Source organism: Pseudomonas sp. P7758, assembly GCF_013386485.1.
Classification (GTDB): domain Bacteria; phylum Pseudomonadota; class Gammaproteobacteria; order Pseudomonadales; family Pseudomonadaceae; genus Aquipseudomonas.
Window position 1 is genome coordinate 1 of record NZ_JACARS010000080.1, and the last position, 23,135, is coordinate 23,135.

General features: G+C 63.4%; 19 protein-coding genes. 4 read left to right on the plus strand and 15 right to left on the minus strand.

Translation table 11 applies throughout. The annotated features are described in order from the left end of the window. Positions 1-32: 32 nt before the first annotated feature. Positions 33-893 carry a universal stress protein gene (locus tag HX873_RS17825; RefSeq protein ID WP_003217553.1) on the minus strand — a complete coding sequence of 287 codons (861 nt, stop codon included), beginning with the start codon at positions 891-893 and terminating at the stop codon, positions 33-35. Between the two features lie 151 nt (positions 894-1,044). Here HX873_RS17825 and HX873_RS17830 point away from each other — a divergent pair, with 151 nt between their 5' ends. Continuing rightward, positions 1,045-1,647, plus strand: coding sequence for a tRNA-(ms[2]io[6]A)-hydroxylase (locus HX873_RS17830; protein WP_008431008.1), 603 nt, complete (start codon positions 1,045-1,047; stop codon positions 1,645-1,647). Here HX873_RS17830 and HX873_RS17835 read toward each other — a convergent pair. Together HX873_RS17835 and HX873_RS17840 are read right to left on the minus strand one after the other, a co-directional pair. After that, positions 1,603-2,802, minus strand: a complete 1,200-nt coding sequence (locus HX873_RS17835; protein ID WP_177048696.1) for an MFS transporter — start codon at positions 2,800-2,802, stop codon at positions 1,603-1,605. The two genes, HX873_RS17830 and HX873_RS17835, sit on opposite strands and share 45 nt — an antisense overlap. Positions 2,803-2,833: 31 nt before the next feature. Then, on the minus strand, positions 2,834-3,220 hold the full coding sequence (locus HX873_RS17840) for an ectoine synthase (RefSeq protein ID WP_003217559.1): 387 nt from the start codon (positions 3,218-3,220) through the stop codon (positions 2,834-2,836). Positions 3,221-3,466: 246 nt separating this feature from the next. On the opposite strand from HX873_RS17840, the gene HX873_RS17845 reads away from it, so the two are divergent. After that, the gene (locus tag HX873_RS17845; RefSeq protein WP_003217561.1) at positions 3,467-4,174 is read left to right on the plus strand and encodes a winged helix-turn-helix domain-containing protein; all 708 of its coding nucleotides are present in this window, start codon (positions 3,467-3,469) and stop codon (positions 4,172-4,174) included. Then, positions 4,175-5,452 carry an ATP-binding protein gene (locus tag HX873_RS17850; protein ID WP_177122987.1) on the plus strand — a complete coding sequence of 426 codons (1,278 nt, stop codon included), beginning with the start codon at positions 4,175-4,177 and terminating at the stop codon, positions 5,450-5,452. 135 nt (positions 5,453-5,587) lie between these two features. On the opposite strand, the gene HX873_RS17855 is transcribed toward HX873_RS17850, so the two are convergent. The 3 genes from HX873_RS17855 to HX873_RS17865 form a co-directional block, all read right to left on the minus strand. Next, positions 5,588-6,391, minus strand: coding sequence for a MipA/OmpV family protein (locus HX873_RS17855; RefSeq protein WP_102369046.1), 804 nt, complete (start codon positions 6,389-6,391; stop codon positions 5,588-5,590). Positions 6,392-6,397: 6 nt separating this feature from the next. Further along, a complete protein-coding gene (locus HX873_RS17860) occupies positions 6,398-8,221 on the minus strand; it encodes a serine hydrolase (RefSeq protein ID WP_177122988.1) in 1,824 nt (607 codons plus the stop codon). Between the two features lie 120 nt (positions 8,222-8,341). Further along, complete coding sequence (locus HX873_RS17865; protein ID WP_177122989.1) at positions 8,342-10,594, minus strand: multiheme c-type cytochrome; 2,253 nt, start codon at positions 10,592-10,594, stop codon at positions 8,342-8,344. A gap of 195 nt (positions 10,595-10,789) precedes the next feature. Here HX873_RS17865 and HX873_RS17870 point away from each other — a divergent pair, with 195 nt between their 5' ends. After that, on the plus strand, positions 10,790-11,458 hold the full coding sequence (locus HX873_RS17870; RefSeq protein WP_177042132.1) for a DUF3313 domain-containing protein: 669 nt from the start codon (positions 10,790-10,792) through the stop codon (positions 11,456-11,458). Between the two features lie 45 nt (positions 11,459-11,503). On the opposite strand, the gene HX873_RS17875 is transcribed toward HX873_RS17870, so the two are convergent. From HX873_RS17875 to HX873_RS17915, 9 genes are all read right to left on the minus strand, one after another. Next, positions 11,504-13,996, minus strand: a complete 2,493-nt coding sequence (locus HX873_RS17875) for a fused MFS/spermidine synthase (protein ID WP_177122990.1) — start codon at positions 13,994-13,996, stop codon at positions 11,504-11,506. Between the two features lie 198 nt (positions 13,997-14,194). After that, complete coding sequence (locus HX873_RS17880; protein WP_177122991.1) at positions 14,195-15,781, minus strand: arylsulfatase; 1,587 nt, start codon at positions 15,779-15,781, stop codon at positions 14,195-14,197. A gap of 76 nt (positions 15,782-15,857) precedes the next feature. Next, a complete protein-coding gene (locus HX873_RS17885) occupies positions 15,858-16,859 on the minus strand; it encodes an HAD family phosphatase (protein ID WP_177122992.1) in 1,002 nt (333 codons plus the stop codon). Then, the gene (locus HX873_RS17890; RefSeq protein ID WP_177122993.1) at positions 16,856-17,902 is read right to left on the minus strand and encodes a BatD family protein; all 1,047 of its coding nucleotides are present in this window, start codon (positions 17,900-17,902) and stop codon (positions 16,856-16,858) included. The genes HX873_RS17885 and HX873_RS17890 overlap by 4 nt, the downstream gene beginning before the upstream one ends. Continuing rightward, on the minus strand, positions 17,899-19,398 hold the full coding sequence (locus HX873_RS17895) for a VWA domain-containing protein (RefSeq protein WP_177122994.1): 1,500 nt from the start codon (positions 19,396-19,398) through the stop codon (positions 17,899-17,901). The genes HX873_RS17890 and HX873_RS17895 overlap by 4 nt, the downstream gene beginning before the upstream one ends. After that, on the minus strand, positions 19,379-20,386 hold the full coding sequence (locus HX873_RS17900; RefSeq protein WP_177067784.1) for a VWA domain-containing protein: 1,008 nt from the start codon (positions 20,384-20,386) through the stop codon (positions 19,379-19,381). The genes HX873_RS17895 and HX873_RS17900 overlap by 20 nt, the downstream gene beginning before the upstream one ends. Then, positions 20,373-20,840, minus strand: a complete 468-nt coding sequence (locus HX873_RS17905) for a DUF4381 domain-containing protein (RefSeq protein ID WP_177042118.1) — start codon at positions 20,838-20,840, stop codon at positions 20,373-20,375. The genes HX873_RS17900 and HX873_RS17905 overlap by 14 nt, the downstream gene beginning before the upstream one ends. Beyond that, positions 20,837-21,772 (minus strand): DUF58 domain-containing protein, encoded by a 936-nt coding sequence (locus tag HX873_RS17910; RefSeq protein WP_177122995.1) that lies wholly within the window; start codon positions 21,770-21,772, stop codon positions 20,837-20,839. The genes HX873_RS17905 and HX873_RS17910 overlap by 4 nt, the downstream gene beginning before the upstream one ends. After that, positions 21,769-22,743 (minus strand): MoxR family ATPase, encoded by a 975-nt coding sequence (locus HX873_RS17915; RefSeq protein WP_177122996.1) that lies wholly within the window; start codon positions 22,741-22,743, stop codon positions 21,769-21,771. Before HX873_RS17915 ends, HX873_RS17910 begins: the two co-directional genes overlap by 4 nt. Between the last annotated feature and the right edge of the window lie 392 nt (positions 22,744-23,135).

The window sequence follows — 23,135 nt, forward strand, 5'->3', positions numbered from 1 at the left end:
CCCAAAAACGGATATGCCCCCAAAAAGAAGCATCACCCATTAGCCAGCTCTTCCAGATGATCCATCAACTCCTGCGGCTTAAGCACCAGCACATCACTGTCCACCGCATCCAGCACTACCTCCGCCGTATTCCCGATCAACGCCCCTGAAATCCCGGTGCGCGCCACCGTACCTATGATGGTCACAGCCGCCTGCCACTTATGCGCCGCGTGAGGAATCAACACATCCGCCGGCCCTTCCTCGATATGCAGATGAGTGTCGTCAATATCGAACTCCGCCTGAAACGCCTTGCACTGCTCACGATACCGGGCCTCGATCGTCTCCTTGAGCTGAAACACCGGATCCGCCGCCGACAACATCGGCGACGGATGCGCACTGATCACATGCAACTGCGCCTTGGCCAGGCTCGCGATATCAAACCCATGATCAATGATCGCGTTATGCAATGCCTGATGCTCGGCATCAGAATTGCCCACATCGATGGCCGCCAGAATCACCCCGCCAGCCCAAGGCCTGGACGTCTTCACCAGCAGCACCGGAGTCGGGCAGTAGCGCATCAACTTCCAGTCGGCAGGCGTCAACAGCGCCTTTTTCAGCGGGCTGTCAGCGAAATGCTGCTTGACCACCAACCCACAACCCTCTGCCTGCTGCACGTCGATGATGGTTTCATGCAGGCTGTCATTCCACGCCTGTTCGGTGGTGACGCTGTAGCCATCCTCCTGCAAACCGGCCTTCAGCAGGCTCAACATCGCAGAATGCTCGTGCTTCTTGTCACACACCAACAGATGCAAATGTGCCCCGGTGACGCCGGCAATCAGCTTGGCGCGCTTGAGGGCCAGGCTTTCCGAATGCTCAGGCTCGATGACCACCAGGATGCTGCGTATGGCTTGCATGGTCGGGTTCTCCAAAAAAGGGTGGGCGTGGAACAACTATAGTTGCTGCCCGGCACACGTCATGTTGATGCACATCAAGCCCGGTAGCTGGCGGTCTGCGGCGCGGTCGGTATAATCGCCGGCCTTTTGTGAATCTTTGCCCGTGAGCCCGATGAACCTGCCAGAAATCCACGAATTCCTCGGTTGCCGCACCCCCGACGGCTGGGTCCAGGCCGCGTTGGCCGACCAGGAAACCCTGCTGATCGACCACAAGAACTGTGAATTCAAGGCCGCCAGCACCGCCTTGAGCCTGATCGCCAAGTACCATTCCCACGTCGACCTGATCAACCTGATGTCACGCCTGGCCCGGGAAGAACTGGTGCACCATGAGCAAGTCATGCGCCTGATGAAGAAGCGCAAGATCGAGCTGCGCCAGCTGTCCGCCGGCCGCTACGCTTCGGGTTTGCGCAAGGTGGTGCGCAGCCATGAACCGGTCAAACTGGTGGATACCCTGGTGGTCGGCGCGTTTATCGAAGCCCGCAGTTGCGAGCGTTTCGAAGCACTGGTGCCGCATTTGGACGAAGAACTCGGCAAGTTCTATTTCGGCCTGCTGAAAAGCGAGGCCCGGCATTTCCAGGGTTACCTGAAACTGGCTTACCAGTACGGCGACGCCAAGGACATCGCCCAGGTCATCGACCGTGTACGCGCCGCCGAGCAGGAACTGATCGAGTCACCGGACGTCGAGTTCCGCTTTCACAGCGGCGTGCCAGCCTGACGCAACCGCTGCACCGAGCAACGCGGTGATACCGGCGAGTATCAGGATCACCGTCTGCGTCCCCAGCGGCGCCGCCAGCAGTGCGATCAGCAACCCGGCCAGCGGCTGCGAGAGGTTGTTGAGCAAGGTCAGCACGCCCACCGTCTTGCCAAAGTCCCGGGCCGGGATTACCCGTTGTCGGACGCTGCGGATGTACACGTTGAACATCTTGTCGAAACCGGTCAGCAGCAGGAAACCCACGGCATAAGCCCACACATTCGGGCTGATGGCCGTGATCAACGCTCCCACGGCAATCATCGAATACGACAAACCGCCCAGCACCTTGAGCGGCAGGGAAGCGCGCGCCAGGAAAAACAGGATGGCGATGGTCACCAGCGCGCCGGCCGCCTGCAACCCGGCGTAGGTGTCCTTGCCGGCGGCGTATTGGCCAATGACCATCGCGGCGGAAGTGGCGAGGGTGACGCCGATGATCAGGTTCACACCCACCGCCAGGGCGATAATCCTTTTCAGCTCCGGCAGGTCGCGGATATGCCCGAAGGCAACGCGCAACGGTTGCAGCCAGATGTCGTTGTGCTGCTCGAAGGTTTCAAGATTGACCGTGGTGTGGCGTTGCCAGATGCGCATCGCCAGGTCCGCCAGCAGGAACAGCCCGGCAACCCCCAGCACGACCCAGTGCCAGGCCCAGACGCCCAACATCAGCGCCGCCACCAGCGGGCCCAGCACCAGCCCGGTCTGGTCGGCAATCTGCGAGTAGGACAAGGTCTTGGCGTAGGTGTAATGCTTGAAGATATGCGGCAGCAGCACCTCCCGGGCCATGATGCCCTGGGTGGTCAACACGCCGCACAGCGCCGAAAGCATGACAATCCAGTAAATCCCGTCGAACATTCCATACAGCAGCACCGCCGCCACACACGCCAGCGCCCGGTACACCTGGCTGATATGCAGGACGCGCACGGCGGGGTATTTGTCGCACAACGCCCCGCACACCGGGAACGACAGGTACCGCGGCAAGGATTCGACAAAAAACGCCAGGCCCGCCCACGACACACTGTTGGTGGTCTGGAACACGATCAGCGGCACGATGAACAACAGAATCTGGTCGGCCAAGCGTGACAGAAACAACGAAATGAAGAAAGCCAGGTAATCCTTGCGCATGGTGTGCTCGTGTCCGTGAGTCAAATCGTCGTCAGTAGCCGGAGCCGGATTTATCCGTGAGATTGTGGCGCTCGTCGCCCTTGAGCGGCGGGTTGAATACGCTGACCAGCACCAGGTCCTGCTCCTTTCCGCCTCTTAGATAATGGCAGTCGTGTTGGTCCAGCGCATAAATATCACCGGGGCGGATCGGGTAGACGTTACCGTCCATATCTTCGACTTCACCCTCACCGGCGATGCAGTAGCAAGCCTCCAGGTGATTACGGTATTGCAGCAGTGACTCGGTGCCGGCACGCACGACGGTGTGGCAGACGGTATAACCCATCCCGTCCTTTTCCGTCAGCAACCGATGACTGGTGCCAGCGCCCCATTCGACAAAGTGCGCGGTGTTTTCTATGTCTGATTTGTGACGAACGAACATGGTTTTCTCCCGCTATGTAGGTAGAGGGCCATGATTCTCTTGTGTTTGTGGTGTTGTCATCAGCGACACTTCCGAAAAGCGTGTGGGGCGCATCTGGCGGACGGTACCGAGTTAAAGACTGCGGTGAAACTGTTAAAAACTCTTAAAAGCATGAAGCTTCGTCGGCCAGTGATGGCCAGCTGCTTTAGTCTGCCGGCTTGCCACCTATAATGCGCACACTTCAATCCGCGCGTGCACTGGAAATTTATGGATAACTTGGGTCTCGGCAAGGTCTTGCTCGTGGAGGACGATGAGAAGCTGGCAGGGCTGATCGCCCATTTCCTGTCCCAGCATGGCTTCGAGGTGCTGGCCGTGCACCGCGGCGATCTGGCGCTGGCGGCGTTCCTGGAGTTCAAGCCGAAGATCGTCGTGCTCGACCTGATGCTGCCCGGCCAGAGCGGCCTGCATGTGTGCCGTGAAATTCGCAACGTGTCCGACACGCCCATCGTGATCCTCACCGCCAAGGAAGACGACCTCGACCACATCCTCGGCCTGGAGTCCGGCGCCGATGATTATGTGATCAAGCCGATCAAGCCGCCTGTGCTGCTGGCTCGCCTGCGCGCCCTGCAACGTCGCCAGGCGCCGGAACCCACGGTGCGCGGCGCCCTTGAGTTCGGCCGCCTGGCCATCGACCGCAGTTGCCGGGTGGTGAGCCTGGGCGGGGAGAAGATCGACCTGACCACCATGGAATTCGAACTGCTGTGGTTGCTGGCCAGCGCCGCCGGGAAAATCCTCTCCCGCGATGACATTCTCAACCGCATGCGCGGTATTGCCTTTGACGGGCTCAACCGCAGCGTCGACGTGTACATCAGCAAGCTGCGCGGCAAGCTCAATGACAACCCCCGGGAACCGGTGTGCATCAAGACCATCTGGGGCAAGGGCTACCTGTTCAATCCGTTCGCCTGGGAGGTCTAGATGTTAAGGCTGTTTCTGCGTCTGTATATCATCCTGGCCATTGGCTTGGCCGGGGCGATCTGGCTGGTGAACTACACCTTCGATGAGCTGTTGCCGGAAGCCAACGAAACCTACAACCGCGAAGCCCTGCGCGGCCCGGCGTATGGGGTGGTGGAACAATTGCGGCCGGTGACAGGGGTAGCGCGCGCCGCCCGCCTGGCCGAGTTGCAACCGCACTATGGGCTGCGCCTGGCGCTGGTGCAGCGGGACAGGCTGAAACTCACCGAGCGTGAACAGCAACTGCTGGCCAGTGGCGAGTTGGTGGTGCGTGGGGATTTCATGGAGTTCATCTCCAACATCGACGGCGGCCACCAACTGCTGGAAATCAAACTGCCGGAAGAGCCCAAGTGGCTGTATATGTGGGCCTATGGCTTTCTCGGCCTGTGCCTGGCGATTGTCCTGTACTTCTGGGTTCGGCCCCATTGGCGTGACCTGGAGCATATCCGCCTGGCCGCGCAACGTTTCGGTGACAACGATCTCGGCTCGCGCATCCTGCTGCCGCGCCGTTCTACCGTGCGCGAGCTGGCAGGGCACTTCAACCAGATGGCCGAGCGCATTGAAAGCCTGATCGCCAACCAGCGCGAGTTGACCAACGCCGTGTCTCACGAGCTGCGTACGCCGATTGCGCGGCTGTCGTTTGAGCTCGACCAGCTCAAGCAACAGGCCGATCCACGGGAGAGCCGCGCACTGATCGCCGACATGTATGCCGACCTCGGCGAGCTGGAAGAAATGGTCTCGGAACTGTTGACCTACGCCAGCCTGGAACGCGGCGCCACGCAGATCACCCGGGAAAGCATCGAGGCCCACAGCTGGCTCGACAGCGTCATCGGCAGCGTCGCCCTGGAGGCCGAGGCGGCAGGCGTGCAGTTGCTGCTGCGCACCTGTGAAGTCGATTACATCCGTATCGAGCCGCGCTTTATGGCACGGGCGGTGATCAACCTGTTGCGCAATGCAATTCGCTACGCCGACCGGCGCGTGGAAGTGTCGCTGGTGAAGTTTGGCACCGGCTATGAAGTACGGGTCAATGACGACGGGCCCGGTGTGCCGGTGGAAGGGCGAGGGAAGATTTTCGAGCCGTTCCTGCGCCTGGACGCCAGCCGTGACCGCCGCACCGGTGGCTTCGGCCTCGGCCTGGCGCTGGTGCGGCGGGTGTGCCAATGGCATGGCGGGCAGGTTGAAGTGCTGGATTCGGAGTGGGGCGGGGCATCGTTTCGGATGACCTGGGCGTATGCCGAGTAATCATCCAGGAGCCATGGAGATCAAATGTGGGAGCGGGCTTGCTCGCGAAGGCGGTGAATCAGTCGCCGGATACATTGACTGAAACACCGCCTTCGCGAGCAAGCCAGCTCCCACATTTTGATTGGGTTACCAAAGTTAGAACGTGTATTCGACCATCCCCATCACCGACGTCTGCAAGCGTCTCTCCACAATCGGGCTTTGCCCGGCCTTGTCTGCCAGGTACTGCACATCCAACAGCGTCGAAAACTGTGTGTGCTCGCTGATCGGCAAGCTCCACACCAGATTCATCCCGTTGCTGATGTTGCCGCCGCTGGCCTTGTAGGCCTTGAAGCGACTCTGTGCGGCCTGGCCGGTGGTCACGCCGTACCAGGTCTGCAGGTAATTGCTGTCGCCAAAATGGCTGCTGAGGCTGGCATCCAGCGAACCGTAGTCGCCGTCGTACAGGTTGGTGCCCAGGCTCAGTTCCAGGTGGGTGAACGCCTTGCCGGAATCCTTGTGATCATCTTCCTCAAGCGCATGCTCCAGGGTTGCGCCGAGAATCACCCCGCCCAGGTTATAGCTGCCACTGACACCCACCTGGGCGCGAGTCTTGATCTCGCCCATACCCTTGAGTTTCTTCGAGCCCGGGCGCCCGGTCTTGCTTTCGTCCTTGCGTGAGCCGCTGGCGCCGACGTAGGCGCTGAAGCTCGCGCCGCCGCCGTCATAACCCCAGCCCAGGCCCTTGTCGGTGTCGAGGAAAATCCCCCACGGGCTGACGATGGCCACCCCCAGCACCGGCGCGGTGACTCGCTCGTCGCTGCCGCTGTAGCGGGGCAGGTTGGCCACGCCGGCCTTGAGGGTGTATTCCCAGTCGTCGGCCAGCAGGGTGTCGGCGCTGGCCAGCAGGCACAGCGACGTCAGGGACAGGCACAGGTGTTTTGAACGCATGATGGTCTTCATGTGAGGTCAGAGACTCAAGGGGTTGTGGGGAGAATCGGTACGTTTGAAGTGGTAGCCGGAGGCGCTCAGGCCATTGACCTGGCGACTCACGGTATCGCCCAGGCCATAGCCGTTGCCGGCCAGCACCGCGTGGGCGTTGTCCACGGGCAGCAGGATGTAGTCGGTCAGCGGCTCGTCGTGCAGTTGGCCGCGGATCACCAGGAAGCCGTTCTCCAGGCGCACGCTGATGCCGCTCAGGGGCGCGTCGGGCTCATGGGTGTTGAGCACTTGATAGGTACCGATGGTGTCGGCCCAGGCATTGCTCAGCGGGGTCGGTTCGATGCGTTCGCCCACCGGGACGCGTTGGCCGTGGCTGCGGGCGGTGAGCATCTGGCGCCCTTGCACCGTTACCACATCCAGCTGCACACGGCCCAGTTCGCCGAGGTCCTTGAGCCAGAAGCCGAGGAATTTCTGTTGTGCCCGCAGCCAGCCCTGGCCGTCGCGCAGCAGTTCGAAACGGGTGTCGGCCAACTCGCCATACAGCTGGCCGTTTTCGTCCTTGATACGGAAGACACCCCAGGCCGTGGCGTAGAAACCCGCCAGGCGCCTGCGGTCGATCGCGGCGGGCACCTGGCGGATTTTCAGGCCGTGGGCGGGCGCCTGGCAGTTGTCGGCACACACCGGGTCGCCGGTCTGGGCCTGGAGCATCAGGCGCAGAGTGTCGGTGGTCAGGGACACCACCATCTCTTCGGCGTTGCTGTCGTTGGCCATCACGATCACGGCCAGTTGCTGGTCCGGCAGCATCGTCAGTTGCGCCGCGAAATCATCTCCGCCACCGCTGTGCTGGAAGGTGCGAATGCCGGGGCCCACCGGCTCATCGCCGCAAGGGGCGAGAAACCACCCCAGGCCCATCTGGCAGTCGAAGTCCAGGGCGTTGCCGGTGTTTTGCTGGGTGAACATCTCATCAATCGACTGGCTGCCCAGTAGCTGTCTGTCTTTATAGAGGCCCCGGGCGAAGAGCATGCGCACGTAGTGGCTGAGGTCCTTGGGGCTGCTCCACAAGCCACCGGCCGCAAGGTCGCGCACCTGGGCGTCGGCGCTGACGGTGCCGTCTGCATAACCCCGGGCGCGAAAGCCCGGTTGCGCGCCGGTGCCGACGAAGCTCGACTGGTTCATCTCCAGGGGCTTGAGCAGGCTGCTTTGCAGTCGGGTTTCGAAATCCTGCCGACTGCTGCGTTCGATGGCGGCGCCGACCAGGGCGTAGCCGAGGTTGGAATAGGCCACCTGGGTCCCCGGTGGCGTGCTCAGCCAAACCCCTGAAATACGCATTGGCATCTGGCCCATGGCGAAGGTGTTGCGCACGTCCCGCAGGTGTTCGCTGGGCAGGCCGGACTGGTGGCTGAGCAGGCGGCGCAGGGTGATGTCGCGGTCGGCGGCAGCCTGGTCGGAATGAAAGCGCGAGCGTACGTAGAACTCCCGCAGCGTGTCCTGGATCGGGGTGTCAAGGGCCAGGCGCTGTTGCTCCACCAGTTGCAGGGCGGCGGTGGCGGTCAGCAGTTTGGAGAGGGCGCCGGCGCGGAACGCGGTGTTGGGGGTGACGGGTTTGCCCAGGGCCTTGTCGGCCAGGCCAAAGCCCTGGGCCCAGATCAGTTCCTGGCCGTTGACCAGGGCGATGGACAGGCCGGGTATGTTTTGCCTGGCCATTTCAACGGGGATGCGTTTTTGCAGGTAGCGGATGATTGCGCTGTAGTCGCCCTTGGGGATAGGCGGCGGGGCCGGCGGTTGGCCGTGGCAGCCGAGACTGCCCAGCAGGCAACCCAGCAGCGGAATACTGCGCAATGTGCGAAACATGATGAGCACCCGAGGGGTGGTTTGGATGCTCGAATGCTAGGGGCGGGCCGTCGATGAGTCTTTGTGAGCTTTGTCGGGAAACTGTCAAAGACTGTTAATCGGCTGCCGGCCCAGGCCGGTTTATTTCAACGCCGGATCTCCTGGGTTGAGCTTCTTCCACGACTGCATCACCACCTGCGCCTTGGGCTCTTTTCCGTTTTCCAGGTAGTACTGGATCAACGACAGCCGCGCATTGCGGTTATACGGCTGCAATGCCAACAGCTTTTCCAGCTGTTCACAGGCCTGATCCACATGCCCGCTGTCATGCAGCGCCACCGCCAGTACATAGTTGTACTGCGGATTTGCGGGCTCCAGTCGCGCCGCTTCACGCAGGTGCGGCATGGCTTTGGCCGATTCCCCGGCGCGAATCAGCATCAACCCCTGGGTGTGCTGCAACAGTCCCGCCTCGGGGTGCTGCTTGAGGTTGTCCGCCACCAGCGTCCGTGCCTCCTCGGCACGACCGTTGGCCTCCAGCCATTGCGCCAGGGTCACCAGCGCCGGGAAGAAATCCGGGTCCCGCAGCAACGCGGTGCGCAGCTGCGCTTCTACCTTGTCGCCGCGACCGCTGGCCTGGTACAGCATCGCCAGGTTGAGATTGGCTTCGGCCCGCTCCAGCAAGCTCAACTGTACATTTTCGTATTCGGCGATCGCCTTGTCCCAGTCCGGCCCAAGGCCCTGGCCCGAGGCGCTCAGCAGGTCACGGGCGGCAATGATCCGTACCGCCAGCACCGGGTCCCGCAGCAACGGCCCATACAACGCTACCCGTTCAGGCGGCGGCAGGAATGCACTGATCGCCCGCACTGCGCTCTCACGCACTTGCGGCGCCGGGTTGCCAAGGTCCCTGGTCGCCAGTTTCAACGCCTGTTCACTCGGGTAGTTCGGCAGTTCAGCCAGCAGCGTCGCGCGCTGGATTGCCGGCAGGTTGTTGCGTGCCAACTGGTCATACAGCGCTTGCGCCGCGCCTGGCTGGCCACCCCGGATCAGCAGCATACTTTCGGCGTAACGCGGTGCATGCTCGGGCTCGCTGGCACTCCAGAGCTTGAACTGTTCGCTGACCTTATCCCCGGGCCGGGGAATGCTGAAACTGTGGTCGTGCCGGAAGTCATTGCCCATGTAGAACTTGCCGGGCATGTGGCAATCGACGCAGAACGAACCGGGCTCGCCGGCCGCGTGGCGGGTATGTTCGGGGGAGTCGTAGTTCTTGGCCTGCAACCCGCGACCATCCACCGTGGCCACGGCGGTTTTGCCCGCAGTGTTGTGGCATTGCAGGCACAGGCCATTGCCCGGTGCTTTCAGTTCGGCGCTGTGGGGGTTGTGGCAGTCACTGCAGCGCACGCCCTTGTCGGCCATTTTGCTTTGGGCGAACGAGCCGTGTTCGAACACTTCATCCTTGATCTTGCCGTCCTGCGCATACAGCTCGCGGGTCAGCACGCTGGGCAGGTAATCGTCCATCAGGCGTTTGCCCACGGTATAGCCGTCCCCCAGTGGCGCGCGGCGGGCGTGGCAGCGGGCGCAGGTTTCGATCTCGACGGTGGCGTCCTTGTCTTTCAAGTCCACGGCAAAGCCCGCGTGCAGCAGATCGCCTTTTTTCGCCGCCCACTCCACATGGTTCGACGCCGGGCCATGGCACGCCTGGCAGCCGACGCCCAGGCTGTTCCACTGGCTGTCGAAGCTGTTTTTGGCGGCATCGAAATTGCGCTTGTAGCCGGTGGTGTGGCACTCCACGCACATGAAGTTGGCGTTCTGGCTGGGCTTGCTCCAATGCAGCGGGTTCTTGAAGTTCACGCCCTGGCCGGGGTAGAGGTGAAACCAACGGTTCTTTTGCGTATCCCACGCCACGCCCAGGGCCTGCAAGCGCCCCTCGCCAACCTCGATCAAATACTGCTGCAATGGCGCGATGCCGAAGGTATAGGCGACCTTGAAGTCCGCCGCCTTGCCGTCGGCGCCGGGCGTGTTGACCCAGAACTCATCGCCCCGGCGCGAGAACCGGGTGGTCTCACCCTCGCTGCTGAAGGACACATCGGTGAAGTCGGCCGGTACCGTCTCGGCGGTGGCGACCTGCATCGCCAGCTGGTGGTGTGAGCCTTGCCAGTCCTTCACCTGTGCCTGGTGACAACCCTGGCACTGCTGCTCATCGACCATTTTTGCAGGCGGCAGAACGGCCACCGGCTTGACCACGGGGGCAGGCGCCGCCACCGGCAGCCGAGGCGTGCTGGCCTGGAGGAAAAACCAGATTCCGGCCATGGCCAACAGCAGCAGGGCGATCAGTACGGGATACAGGTAACGACTGGGGGAATCACGGCGAGGTACGGCTTTATTGTCAGGCTTGGGCATTACGACTTCCGATGTCCGATGCATTGACGCTCTGGTGGCGCGCTTAAGCTCTGTGCAGCTTTGACGTTGGGCGCTTGCCTGTCAAATAGTCGCTGTGAAATACCCCACAACCTGTGTTGTCTGCCGGGTTATTTTCCCAGAGTTGGCTATACCTACAGCTCAACGTTCCTTCGATGACAACCAGGGAGTTCGACGATGAAGCTAGGACTAATGATCGGCACGGTGTGCATTGCCTCGATCGGGGTGATGGGGTGTTCCAGCAAGGTGACGCAGCCGGACGAGTATTCCGGGTTTCTCTCCGACTACAGCAACCTGAAAGAAGCCAAGTCCCCCTCGGGCGCTGACGTGATGCGCTGGGTGGACCCCAACCTGAACCTGAGCCGTTATACCGGCGTGTATATCGAGCCCACGCAGTTCTACCCCAAGCCACAAGCCACCACCAGGATTCCTGAAAGCACCTTGCAGGGCATCAACACCTACTACAACCAGGCGCTGAAGCGCGAGCTGGAAAAGTCCCTGCCACTGGCCAACGGGCCTGGCCCGGGCGTGATTGTAGTACGGGCGGCCATCACGGCCGTCAGCAGCAAGACCGAAAGCCTCAAGCCGTATGAGTACATTCCTGTCGCGCTGGTGGCCGCTGCGGTCAGCACCGGTACCGGGATTCGTGACCAGGAAACCACCCTGGGCACCGAGGCCCAGTTCCTCGATGGCGACAGCGGCAAGGTAATCGCCCAAGTCGTGCGTAAAGGCACCGGCAAGCCGTTGTCGAACGATTCCCAGGTGATGAAGGCCGATGACGTGAAAAGCGTGATCGACGGTTGGGCGTCGGACCTGCACCAGTCGTATCTGAAGCTGAAACGCTGATGTGCCGGGCCCGGGGTTCGTGCCCCGGGCCGCATGAGCCCCCGACTACTGGCCGATGAACCAGCGGTAATAAGGGTTGGCGCTGTCTTGTTGCAACACCGCCTGGATATCCCGGCCCCAGGCGGTGCGATCGCCGTCATAGGCATGCAGGCTGGCGCGATAGAACTGCATCAGGCGCTGCTGTTCGCCGGCCAGGGTACGGGTGAACGCCGGGTCCGCATTCAGCAATGGCGTGGGCACCCGCAGATCCAGCAGCGCCGGGAGCACCCGGGCGATCTCTTTGCTGCGTACCCACGGTGCATATTCGATACGCGGCTGGTCATCGGTGACTGGCAGCGCAGTGCCCGCAAAACGCTCCAGGCCCTGGCGATCGGTGACCCAGGTGGCGAGCAGGGTTGCCGCGGAATCTATGCCGACATCACTCAGGGCGCTGCTGACGGTCGGTTGCTCAAAGCGCTGGCGAATCCGCGTGGCGTCCAGTTCGATGGGCTCCATGGAGCCCACCAGCAGCATTTCGTGGAATTCGCTGGTCCACAGCGTCGCGTACGGAAACACGTCGAGGAAGCTGCGCACCAGGGACTGTGAGTCCTCGATGTTTTGCGTCGGCAAGGGCAGCCATTGGGCCAGCAGGCCGTTTTTCTCCAGGCGCCGGGCAGCCAATTGGTAGAAGTCGCGGGAATACAGGTTGACCACGCCAGCCGCCGACGGTGGCGGTGGTTCGAGGGTGATCAGGTCGTACGCCTGCGGATTGCGCAGCAGCTCCTGGCGACCGTCCCGCAGACGCACGTCCACTCCCGGATCACTGGCAGCGTTGAAATTGCCCTTGAACAGCGGCGCCGCCTGGATCACGGATGGCAGCAACTCGGCGACTACCCGGTGCTCGAGCCCGGGATAACGCAGCAAGGCCCCGGCGGTAATCCCGGTGCCAAAGCCGATCACCAGCGCCGAGCGGGGCTCGCCGTTATGGATCAGCAGCGGCAGCAGTGCCTGGATCCGCATATAGCGCAGGGACGGCATGGCGTCGCCGGTGTTGGACACGCCCTGGATGTACAGGCGCTGAAAGCTGCGGGCGCCCTGGCCCTGGGTGACCACGGCGACGGTGGCGCCGCGACCTTCCTGGTAAAACGCCAGGCTCGCATTGCGTGCCCCGGGCAGCAGCTTGGCCAGGCGATCCATGGGCGTCAGTAAACCTACGGCTACAGACAGCAAACCGAGAGCGACTACTGCCTGGCGTCGGCCTTTTTTCACCCCGTGGCCACGACGCACGGCCATATAGCCCACGGCACCCGCGATCACCGCGAGCAAGCCCAGGGTACGCACCAGCCCAAGCCAGGGAATCAGCACAAAACCGCACAACATCACCCCGACAATCCCGCCGAGGGTATTGAACGCCACCACCGCACCCACATCCCGGCCCACGTGCTCGCTGCCCACGCTCAAGCGCAGGGCCAGGGGAAAGGCCGCGCCGAGCAACAGGGTTGGCACAAACACGATGCACAGCGCGGCCACCGCAAAGCGTGCGCTCATGCCCGGCAGTTCGGCGCCGCCCAGGCTCAGCACCAGGGCTTCGGCCTGGGTTTGCAGCAGCACCAGCCAGCGGCCCAGCAGGGCGATCTCCAGCAAGGCCACCAACCCGGCACCGGCGATCAGCAGGCCGAAGATGCCCCATGGGTCGCGGACCCGCTCGACCCGCCGCGCCATCAACTGGCTGCCGATAAACAGCCCGGCCAGATACGTGGCGAGTACCACGGCAAACGCATAGGTGCGGGTGCTCATGAACGGCACGATGGACTGCGACCACACCACCTCGTAACCCAGGGCCACGCCACCGGCGACGGCGTACAGCACCAGGGCCAGGCGCGCCGGTTGCGCGCTGCGGGTGTGGCTGGTCGGCGCAGGCGTGTGATGCCGCACATACAACAGCGCGCCGACGGCGGCCAGCAGATTGAGCATCGCGGCCACCAGGGCACTGCCGCGCACGCCGAACGTGGCGACCAGCACGAAGGCGCTGAGCAAGGTGCCGGCAATTGCCCCGGCGGTGTTGGCCGCATACAAGCGGCCACCGGCCTGGCCCAGGGCCTTGGGGTCGATGTCCAGCGAGCGCACCAGCACCGGCAAGGTGCCGCCCATCAGCAGGGCCGGGATGCCCACCAGCACAAATGGCAGGACCCAGGCCAGCAGGCCGATCTGTTGTTCCAGCCAGGCAAACGGGCTGGCGGCCATGCTCAGGGCCACGGTGGCAGCCACGCCGAGCACGGCGACGAGAATTTCGAGGATTGCGTACAGCAGCAGCGGGCGTGACAGGCGATCGGCCCAGCGCCCGAACAGCAAGCCACCCAATGCCAGCCCGGCAAAAAATGCGCTGATGCCGGTGGTGATGGCGTACACCTCCACCCCCACGACCAGTGACAGTTGCTTGATCCACAGCACCTGGTACACCAGGGCAGCCATGCCGGAGATGAACAGCAGCAGGGCGGGAATCAGCGTGGTTGAGGTGTGAGCCAGTGCGGCAGGTTTGCTGGCGGTGCGTGACGACATTGCAGATAGCCTTATGGAAATACCGATCAAAGTGTGGCGAGGGAGCTTGCTCCCGCTGGGGTGCGAAGCGCCCCCAAAGCCAGACACCGCGACTTACCTGAAAAACCGCGCTGTCTGGATGGGGGCTGCTGTGCAGCCCAGCGGGAGCAAGCTCCCTCGCCACGGGTTGGGCGCCGCCCATAAGCGCGGCGCCGACGGCTATTGCGCCGGGTTAGCCTTCATTTTTTCCGCAATCTTCTTGTCCACGGCTTCGCGGATCTGGTCGATGCTGAAGCTGGCCGGTTTCTGGCTCGGCGGGTACTCGATGAACGTCTCGAGGAACTTCGCCGATTTGGTCACCGCCACCGCACCCAGGTAGATGTTTTTGGTGCTCCAGTCGTAGTACTGGTCAGACACCACATCCGCGCGCTCATACGGGTCCATCCTCAGGTTGAAGATTTTCGGCACCCGCAGTTGCACGAACGGCTCGCTCCACACCCGGAAACCGCCCGGCTGGCGCTGTTCGGCAAACACCACCTTCCAGTTGTCGAACCGCACTGCCACCAGTGCACCGTCATCGTTGAAATAGAAGAACTCGTTACGTGCGCCTTTGGGTTGTTGGCCGGTCAGGTAGGGCAGTTGGTTGTAGCCGTCCAGGTGCACCTTGAAGTTGGTACCGCCCGCCGTCGGAGCCCAGCCCTTGAGCAGCTTGTCCTTGACGTCCGCATCGCCTGCGGCGGCCAGCAGGGTAGGGAACCAGTCCATGCCCGAGACCATTTCGTTGGAAACTTCACCAGGCTTGATCTTGCCCGGCCAGCGGATGATCGCCGGCACCCGGTAGGCGCCTTCCCAGTTGGAGTCTTTCTCGTTGCGGAACGGCGTGGTTGCCGCATCCGGCCACGAGAACTGGTTCGGCCCGTTGTCGGTGGTGTAAACCACAATGGTGTTGTCGGCGATCTTCAGGTCGTCGAGTGTTTGCAGGAGTTTGCCCACATCGCCGTCATGCTCCAGCATGCCGTCGGCGTACTCGTTGCCGGGCATGCCGCTCTGGCCCTTCATCGAGTCACGCACGTGGGTGAACACGTGCATGCGCGTGGTGTTCATCCACACGAAGAACGGCTTGTTGGCTTCGGCCTGTTTCTTGATGAACGCCTGGGCGGCGGCCGTGGTTTCGTCGTCGATGGTCTCCATGCGTTTGGTGGTCAGGGCGCCGGTGTCTTCGATCTTGCCGTCGGCAAAACTGTGGATCACCCCGCGCGGGGTGTTGGCCTTGACGAAGTCGGCATCGTCCTTGGGCCAGTACGGGCGCTCTGGCTCTTCTTCGGCGTTGAGGTGGTACAGGTTGCCGAAGAACTCATCGAAACCGTGGTTGGTGGGCAGGTATTCATCCCGGTCGCCCAGGTGGTTCTTGCCGAATTGCCCGGTAGAGTAGCCCAGGGCCTTGAGCGCCTGGGCAATGGTGATATCGCGTTTTTGCAGGCCCACCGGCGCACCGGGAATGCCCACCTTGGACAAGCCAGTGCGCAACGGCGTCTGGCCTGTGATAAAGGATGAGCGCCCGGCGGTGCAGCTGTTCTCCGCGTAGTAGTCGGTGAACAGCATGCCTTCCTTGGCGATGCGGTCGATATTCGGGGTTTTGTAACCCACTACGCCCATGGAATAGGCGCTGATGTTGGTTTGCCCAATGTCATCGCCGAATATCACCAGGATATTCGGCTTGTCGGCGGCCCAGGCTGATGCCGAGACCCCCATCACCGATACCGCCACCAGGGCGAGTTTCGGCAGCCACTTGCGTAGGCGAGTCATATGACTTGCTCCTTTCTCGGCTTGAGTCGCATTGCCTGCGACCAACGTTTATTACAGTCCTTCGCGACGTCTTTTCTTATTGCACCTGTTGTTGCACAGCCGGCTCGAACGGGTAGATGCGCTTCCACTCGGTTGCCATGTCCACCACGGTCCAGCCTTTTGTCCTGGCTTCATCCAGCGCCTTGTCCAGGCGCCCGATGTGAGAGTTGCGGTCATAGGCCCACTCGCGCGTGGCGTCGGTGTGGTGCACCAGGCCCATGAAGCGTTTGCCCTGGCCGGCGGCTGTCCACTGGAGCATTTGCAGGTCGCCGTCGGAGTTGCCGAAGGCCAGGATCGGCCGGCGGCCAATGATCGAGTCGATGCTTTCCGGCTTGCCCGGGCCGTCATCGTTGTGGGCGAGCTTGGCGGTGCGCAGGACCTGCGGGGCGCCATCCTTGATCTGGAACGCGGTGACGAAGTTGGAGCCGATCACCTGTTCCGGCGGCACGCCGTAGACCACTTCGGCGAAGGCACGCATGAAGGCAGTATCCCCGCCGGAAACGATGTAGGTCTTGAATTGCTGGCTGCGCAGGTAGTCGAGCATCTCCAGCATCGGCTGGTAGATCATCTCGGTGTAGGGCTTGCCGGTTTTCGGGTGACGGGCCTGGGCGAGCCAGGTCTTGGCGTTGTCGATAAAGGCGTCGGTGGTGATCCCGGTATGGGTCGCGCCGATGATTTTCAGCAGGCCTTCCATGCCGCTTTGGGCCAGGGCCTGGTGATCGTTGTCGAGCACGGCCTTGAATGGCTGGGTGGTTTTCCACTCGGGGTGCCGGGGGGCGAGGCGCTTGATTTCGTCGAAGGCAAACAGCACCTCGAAGTAGGCCGGCTGTTCGGTCCACAGGGTGCCGTCGTTATCGAATACGGCGATGCGTTCGGCGGGTTTTACATAGTCCCTGGAGCCTTCGGCGGTCACGGCCTGGACGAATTCGATGATGTGTTGTTTGTTCGCGCCTTCGCTCCACGAGGGCAGCGGATCGGCCGCCAGCGCAGGCAGGCTTGTCAGCAGCAGAAGGGGCAAGACGCAACGCAGGGACGTCATGGGAAATCCTTTTCGCGACGGGGGTTCAGTGGTAGCAAGCGTAGTCGACGAAAGCGCCAGCGCAACGCCTCGCAGCCACGTCGCCACAGGGGCGGGACTCGTGGCCATAGGCCATGCACGAGGTACGCGGCCAGTACCAGCACCACCAGGGCCGCGCTCCAGGCCATGCCGTGCCGTGACAGTTGCCAGCTGTGCTGGCCGAGTTGCTTGAGGTCCTCGGCGATGGAAAACGTCGGGGTGTAGGCACTTGCGGCTTGCGCCTCGATGCTGATCTCGGGCACCCGCGTGAGTTGCAGGCGATGGTTGCGGCTGTCCCACCATTTCACGCTGATCGCCGGCAGTTCGTAGTGACCGGGCTGTTCGACGCGGTACACCTGCCGGTCGATGCGTTGGCCGCCGGTGATGTTGCCGCGGCCATCATCCAGGTTGCCGATGACCGGCGACTGCGGGTAGCGACGCAAGCCTTTTACCTGGGCCTGGTCAGGTGGCGGCAGTGACAGGCCGGGGGTGTTGTCGGCTTGCAGGGTGAGGGTGCGGGTGAGGGTGTCGCCGACCTTGAGCGGTGTAGTGGTGACCGCCTGGGTCAGGCGCAAACCATCGGCCACCAGCACAGTTTCCCCGGGTTCGAACCCCGGCGGCTGGGTCGCCTGGAATGACAGCGCCGCCGTTTGCGCATTCAACGGTGCGCTGGCCTGGCCGGGCTGGGCCTGCACCGTCAGGGCCGGGATGTTAAACGTCTGGGCCACGGACGGGGTGATGCGGTAGCGGTAGCGCATGCCGTAGAAGGTCTTGCCCTCGAGCACCTGGTTGACGTGTTCGGATTCACTGTCCGGCGCCTGCACCCGCGCGCCGGGCAACTGCAGCGGCGGCAGGCTGGCGGCGGCGGTGAACCAGGTGTCGGTCAATACATCGACCTGCAATTGCACTTGTTCGCCCACCACCACGTTGTTGCCAGGCACCAGTTGCGCCTGCACCTTCAATTGCGGTTCGGCCGCCCACAACGGGCCAGCGATCAGCAGCAACAGCCAGCAGAGCCGGTTCATGGCTGGGCTCCCTGGTCCTGCAGGCTGAACTTGCGCCGCAGGAAGTTCGCCGGGGAAGTTGTCAGGTTCTGCAGCCACAGCGCGTCGTTGCTCGCCTGTTCGGTCTGGATAGTCTTGCTCTTGCCCTTGCCGGCGGCCTTGTCGAACTTGACCGCATCAGGCTTGACCTCGGGGGCGTTGTCCGAGGCGTTCTCGGTGTCTTTCTTCAGGGCCAACGCCAGCGCCAGGTTGGCGCTGGCTTCGGGGAACTGCGGTTGCTGCTGCAAGGCTTGCTGGTAGGCGGTGATCGCGTCGTCGAACTTGAAGCGGCGCACGTGGATATTGCCCCGGTAGAACGCGGCCTGTGCGGTGTCGAGTTGGGCGAAGGTCGCCAGGGCCAGGTCGTAGTCGGCGGCATTGTAGGCGGCGACGCCCTTCCAGTAGGGGTCGACAAACAGCGCGGCAGCGGCGGGGTAGTGATGGTGTTCGAAGGCCCAGCGGCCTTGCTGGTCGCGGGTGAAGAACGCGTCGGTCAGGGCATTGGCCTCGGCGGGCGCAGGTTGCAGGAACGCCCCCAGCACCAGCACCGCCAGCCAGTTCAGGCTCCAGCCCCGGCGCACGCTGAACAACGCCAACAGCAGCAGCGGCCAGCACAGCCAGTAGCCGGCATCTTTCCATTGCAGGTTGCGCTGTTGTTCATCGGCGTTCTGGAAGTGCTGCTGGGCATGCAGTTCTACCCAGTCGAGGTCGTCATCGTTGAGGGTCAGGCTGCCCAGCGGCGCGTCGGTGGCCGCGGCCAGTTGCTTCAAGGCGTCGGCATCGAAGTTCACGCCGACCGCCAGTACCAGCACCTGCAACGGGCTGTCCGCGAGGTGTTGTTTGAGCTGCGGCAGCTGCGCGAGGTCGGCGCCGTCGGTGATCAGCAACAGGCTGCCGGGGGCGTTTTCCGCCGCGAGCAAACGCTTGGACTGGTCGATCACTCCGGCCACATCCCGTCCGGGCTTGCTGATCAGGTCGGTGGCCAGGGCCTGGATAAAACTGTCGAGCAATGCCGGGTCGTCCGTCGGCGGCAATACCAGATGCGCGCTTCCGGCATACACCATCAACGCAGTACGCGCGCCCTGGCGGCGCTGCACCAGGTCCTGCAACTTGTGCTGGGCAGCTTGCAGCCGGGTAGGCGGCACGTCGGCGGTGTCCATCGACGGTGACAGGTCCAGGGCGATGATCAGCGGCGCGCGGTTTTCCAGGAAGTCGGGGCGGTCCTGTTCCCAGGTGGGGCCGGCACTGGCCAGTGCGCCGAAAATCAGCAGCGCGCTGACCAGATGCACCGGCCGCAGGCGATGGCGATCAGTCGGCGTCAACAGCAAATGTGGCAACAGGTGCGGCGCGATATTGCCCCGCAAGCGTCGTTGCAGGTCCTTGCTGCGGCGCCACAGCAGCGGCAGCAACAGGCCGAACAACGCCAGCAGCAGCCAGCCCGGGCGCAGGAAGTGGAAGTCACTGAGGTTGAACGCCATCGCGGACCTCCCGATGGCGCAGTCCCAGATGCGGCCACAAAGCGGCGATCAGGTGATACAGCGCCAGCACGGCGATGGCTGCCGCGAGTGGGATCCAGAACAGGTCACGCTTGGGCTGGTGGCTCAGGGTGTTCACCTGATGCGGGGTGATCTGGTCGAGGGTGGCGTAGACCTGGTCCAGGGTGTCGCGGTTTTCGGCGCGCAAATAGCGCCCGCCGGTGGCCTCGGCAATCTGTTGCAGGGCGCTCAGGTTGACCTTGGATTCGCCCGAGGCGCCCGGGTCGCCAATGCCGATGGTGTGAATCACCACGCCCTTGGCCGCCGCCATCGAGGCCGCGTGATCGGGCGGGATCGCGCTGCTGGTGTCGTTGCCGTCGGTGAGCAGGATCAGCACCTTCTCTTGCTCATGGGCCTGGTCCAGCAGTTTCAGGCTCAGGCCGATGGCATCGCCAATCGCGGTATTGGGCCCGGCCATGCCGATGCCGCTGTCATCCAGCAGCAGCGACAGGCTGGCGTGATCGAGGGTCAACGGCGCCTGGGGATAGGCACCGCTGCCAAACAGGATCAGGCCGATACGGTCGTCCTTGCGGCGCTGGATAAAGCCCTGCACCACCTGTTTGACGGCGGCCAGGCGGTTGATCTTCTGGCCATTGGCGTCGGTGAAGTCCTGGGTTTCCATGGACTGCGAGATGTCGATGGCCAGCATCAGGTCACGCACCGGCTGTTGGCGTTCGATGGGTTTTTCGATCCACACCGGGCGGGCAATGGCCAACACCAGCAGCGCCCACACCAGCAGGTTGAGCAGCAATTGCAGGCGATTGCTGCGGATGCCGCTGGCGGCGGGAGTCTGGCCCACGGCCCGGCTGAGGCTGGCAAAAAACGGCACGCGCACGGCGCTGCGGGCTTCGCGGTATTCCGGCAGGTAACGGTAGGCCAGCCACGGCAACGGCAGCAGGAGCAACAGCCAGGGGTAATCAAGCTGCCACATGGTGATGCTCCACCCAGGCTTTGCACCGGGCCAACAACTGTTCACGTTGCGCGCTGGACATATCGGCTGCCCCATACGCCAGGCTCGCCAGTTGAAGGCTAAAATCCTCCGGCAGCGGCGTACCGCCATGGCGCAGCAGGAACGCCTGCCAGTCGGCCCCGCTCAAGGTTGGCACGCGCTGGTGTTCTTCGGGCGCAAGGGGCATCGACAGGGCCACGCGCTTGAGCAGTTCCGGCAATTCGCGCAGGTCTTCGATCACGTTGAGGCGCGCCAGGGCTTCGCGGCGATAGGTATTGCGGCGCCAGCGCAACCAGGCGCGGACGCCCAGCACCAGCAGGGCAATCGCCAGCAAACCGAGCAGCACCCACCAGCCCCACGTCTGCGGCCAGTAGCTGACCGGCGCCGGCAGGCCCAGCTCCTTGAGTTGTTCGATGCTCGGCACATTGGCGTTCATCGCCGCGCTCCATTGCGCCGGCCCAGCTCATCGCGCAGTTGGTCAACTGCAGGCAGCGCCGTGCTGATCATCAACAGCGGCACCTGGCTGCGGCGCAGCAGGCTGGCGACGTCCCTTAGGCGTCCGCCAAGAAAGTCCCCCAGGGGTTGGCGCACCTGGCGTTTCTGTACGGCGAGTTCCACCTGCAACTGGCCCTGGGTGACCATCAGGTGCCCGCTATCCGGCACGTTCAACGCCAGCGGGTCATAGACTTGCAGGGCGATCACATCGTTATGGGCCGACAGTTGCCGCATCAATTGCAGGGTGCGGTCACCGGCCCCGGCGAAATCGCTGACGATGCAGATCAGGTGGTCATGCCCGGCCAGCGCCAGGCACCGTTGCAGCACCTTGTCGAGCTGGCCGTCGGCTTCATGGTCCGGGTTGCCGGCGCTCAACGCGGCGTTCTGCTGGACGATGCGGCTGCACAAGGCTTCGACGCGCTTGCGGCTGCGCAACGGCGCCACACTGTCGATGTGCTCATCGTTGAACACCAGCCCGCCCACCCGGTCACCGGCGTTGAACACCATCCATGCCGCCAGCGCGCCCAATTCGGCGGCGACGGCCGATTTGAAGCTGCGCACTGAACCGAAGAACATCGACATGCGCTGGTCTACCACGATGAGCGCTGGGCGGTCGCGCTCCTCGGTAAAGGTGCGGATCACCGGTTTGCCGGTACGCAGGGAGGCGCGCCAGTCCAGGTGACGCAGATCATCGCCGGGCTGGTAGCGACGCAGTTCATCGAAGTTCAAGCCGCGCCCGCGCAGCCGCGAGGCATGGTTGCCGGCGAGGATGCTGCCCTGGGGCTGGCGCGCGACGAAACTCAGGCCACGGGTCTGGAACTGCAGGGCCATCAACTGCCCCAGGGACACGTAGACCAGGCCGTCGGCGTTCATGCCGGGATCGCCACTTTATCCAGCAGGCGGTCCAGCACCTGGTCGGCCGTGACGCCATCGGCCACCGCGTCGTAGCTCAATTGCAGGCGGTGACGCAACACCGGGTGCGCCACCGTGCGCACGTTGTCCGGGGTGACGAAGGCCTGGCCTTGCAACCAGGCGTCGGCACGGGCGGCGCGGTCCAGGCCAATGCCGCCACGGGGGCTGGCGCCGAGGCTGATCCAGCGCGCCAGGTCGGCGTTGTAGTCGGCGGGATGGCGGGTGGCGTTGACCAGGTCGATCAAGTAGCGGTCGATGGCGGGGGACACCTGGATCGCGCTGACCTCCTTGCGGGCAGCGAAGATCACTTCGGGGGCGAGGGTGAAGCCCTGGGTCGCCGTTGTGGCGGGATGCTGTTCTTCTTCACGCAGCAGGCGCAGCACCTGGCTTTCGTTGTCGGCGCTGGGGTAATCCAGCAGGACTTTCATCAGGAACCGGTCCATCTGCGCTTCCGGCAATGGGTAGGTACCTTCCTGTTCGATGGGGTTTTGGGTGGCGACCACGATAAACAGCTCGGGCAGCGGATGGCTGGCGCCGGCTACGGTGATCTGGCGTTCTTCCATGGCTTCGAGCAAGGCCGCCTGGACCTTGGCCGGGGCGCGGTTGATTTCATCGGCGAGGATCAGGTTGCCGAACAACGGGCCTGGCTGGAAACGGATCTGGTTCTGGCCATCCACCTGGTGCAGCACCTCGGCGCCGGTGATGTCCGAGGGCAGCAGGTCGGGGGTGAACTGGATGCGACTCATCTTCGCATCCAGGTGCCGGGCCAGGGCCTTGACCGTGCGGGTCTTGGCCAGCCCCGGCAGGCTCTCCAGCAGCAAGTGACCATTGGCCAGCAGACCGATCAGGATCTGCCGGATGACCTGGTCCTGACCCAGCACGCTTTCGCCGATGCTGGCTTGCAGGGCGGTTAAATCGTTGAGCGTCGTCATCACAATCATCCTTGAAACGATGGGTCACCAGGGCGCGGCGACCACGATGTACTGCACGGAGCTGCCGACGTATTGCGGCTGGTACCACGTGGGCCCGCAGTGCTGGTAGGCCACGCCATTGGCGACCACCGAGACGCAATCCACCGGCACCGTGGTGACGCGCGTACCGATGGCGAGGAGGGTCGCCGTGGTCGCGCCGACCACCGCGGCGGTGGCGGTTATCGCCCGCCCATGCCGGCGCCATGGGGCACCACAAACGTGCGTGCGCCACCACCGCCGCGCAGTTGCCAGGCCTGGGCCGCCAGCGGATCGAACAGCGTCAGCAGCAAAGTCGCGGTCAGCACCGCCGCCATGCTTTTCATGGCTGTTCTCCCTGAGGCTCCAACTGTTGC

Excerpts from the sequence above, each read along its gene's own strand:
- HX873_RS17865 (WP_177122989.1), bottom strand. The coding sequence starts at position 10,594 with ATGCCCAAGCCTGACAATAAAGCCGTACCTCGCCGTGATTCCCCCAGT.
- HX873_RS17910 (WP_177122995.1), bottom strand. The coding sequence starts at position 21,772 with ATGAACGCCGACGGCCTGGTCTACGTGTCCCTGGGGCAGTTGATGGCC.
- HX873_RS17875 (WP_177122990.1), bottom strand. The coding sequence starts at position 13,996 with ATGTCGTCACGCACCGCCAGCAAACCTGCCGCACTGGCTCACACCTCA.
- HX873_RS17830 (WP_008431008.1), top strand. The coding sequence starts at position 1,045 with ATGAACCTGCCAGAAATCCACGAATTCCTCGGTTGCCGCACCCCCGAC.
- HX873_RS17880 (WP_177122991.1), bottom strand. The coding sequence starts at position 15,781 with ATGACTCGCCTACGCAAGTGGCTGCCGAAACTCGCCCTGGTGGCGGTA.
- HX873_RS17850 (WP_177122987.1), top strand. The coding sequence starts at position 4,175 with ATGTTAAGGCTGTTTCTGCGTCTGTATATCATCCTGGCCATTGGCTTG.
- HX873_RS17870 (WP_177042132.1), top strand. The coding sequence starts at position 10,790 with ATGAAGCTAGGACTAATGATCGGCACGGTGTGCATTGCCTCGATCGGG.
- HX873_RS17860 (WP_177122988.1), bottom strand. The coding sequence starts at position 8,221 with ATGTTTCGCACATTGCGCAGTATTCCGCTGCTGGGTTGCCTGCTGGGC.
- HX873_RS17835 (WP_177048696.1), bottom strand. The coding sequence starts at position 2,802 with ATGCGCAAGGATTACCTGGCTTTCTTCATTTCGTTGTTTCTGTCACGC.
- HX873_RS17840 (WP_003217559.1), bottom strand. The coding sequence starts at position 3,220 with ATGTTCGTTCGTCACAAATCAGACATAGAAAACACCGCGCACTTTGTC.
- HX873_RS17855 (WP_102369046.1), bottom strand. The coding sequence starts at position 6,391 with ATGAAGACCATCATGCGTTCAAAACACCTGTGCCTGTCCCTGACGTCG.
- HX873_RS17915 (WP_177122996.1), bottom strand. The coding sequence starts at position 22,743 with ATGACGACGCTCAACGATTTAACCGCCCTGCAAGCCAGCATCGGCGAA.
- HX873_RS17905 (WP_177042118.1), bottom strand. The coding sequence starts at position 20,840 with ATGAACGCCAATGTGCCGAGCATCGAACAACTCAAGGAGCTGGGCCTG.
- HX873_RS17890 (WP_177122993.1), bottom strand. The coding sequence starts at position 17,902 with ATGAACCGGCTCTGCTGGCTGTTGCTGCTGATCGCTGGCCCGTTGTGG.
- HX873_RS17895 (WP_177122994.1), bottom strand. The coding sequence starts at position 19,398 with ATGGCGTTCAACCTCAGTGACTTCCACTTCCTGCGCCCGGGCTGGCTG.
- HX873_RS17845 (WP_003217561.1), top strand. The coding sequence starts at position 3,467 with ATGGATAACTTGGGTCTCGGCAAGGTCTTGCTCGTGGAGGACGATGAG.
- HX873_RS17885 (WP_177122992.1), bottom strand. The coding sequence starts at position 16,859 with ATGACGTCCCTGCGTTGCGTCTTGCCCCTTCTGCTGCTGACAAGCCTG.
- HX873_RS17900 (WP_177067784.1), bottom strand. The coding sequence starts at position 20,386 with ATGTGGCAGCTTGATTACCCCTGGCTGTTGCTCCTGCTGCCGTTGCCG.
- HX873_RS17825 (WP_003217553.1), bottom strand. The coding sequence starts at position 893 with ATGCAAGCCATACGCAGCATCCTGGTGGTCATCGAGCCTGAGCATTCG.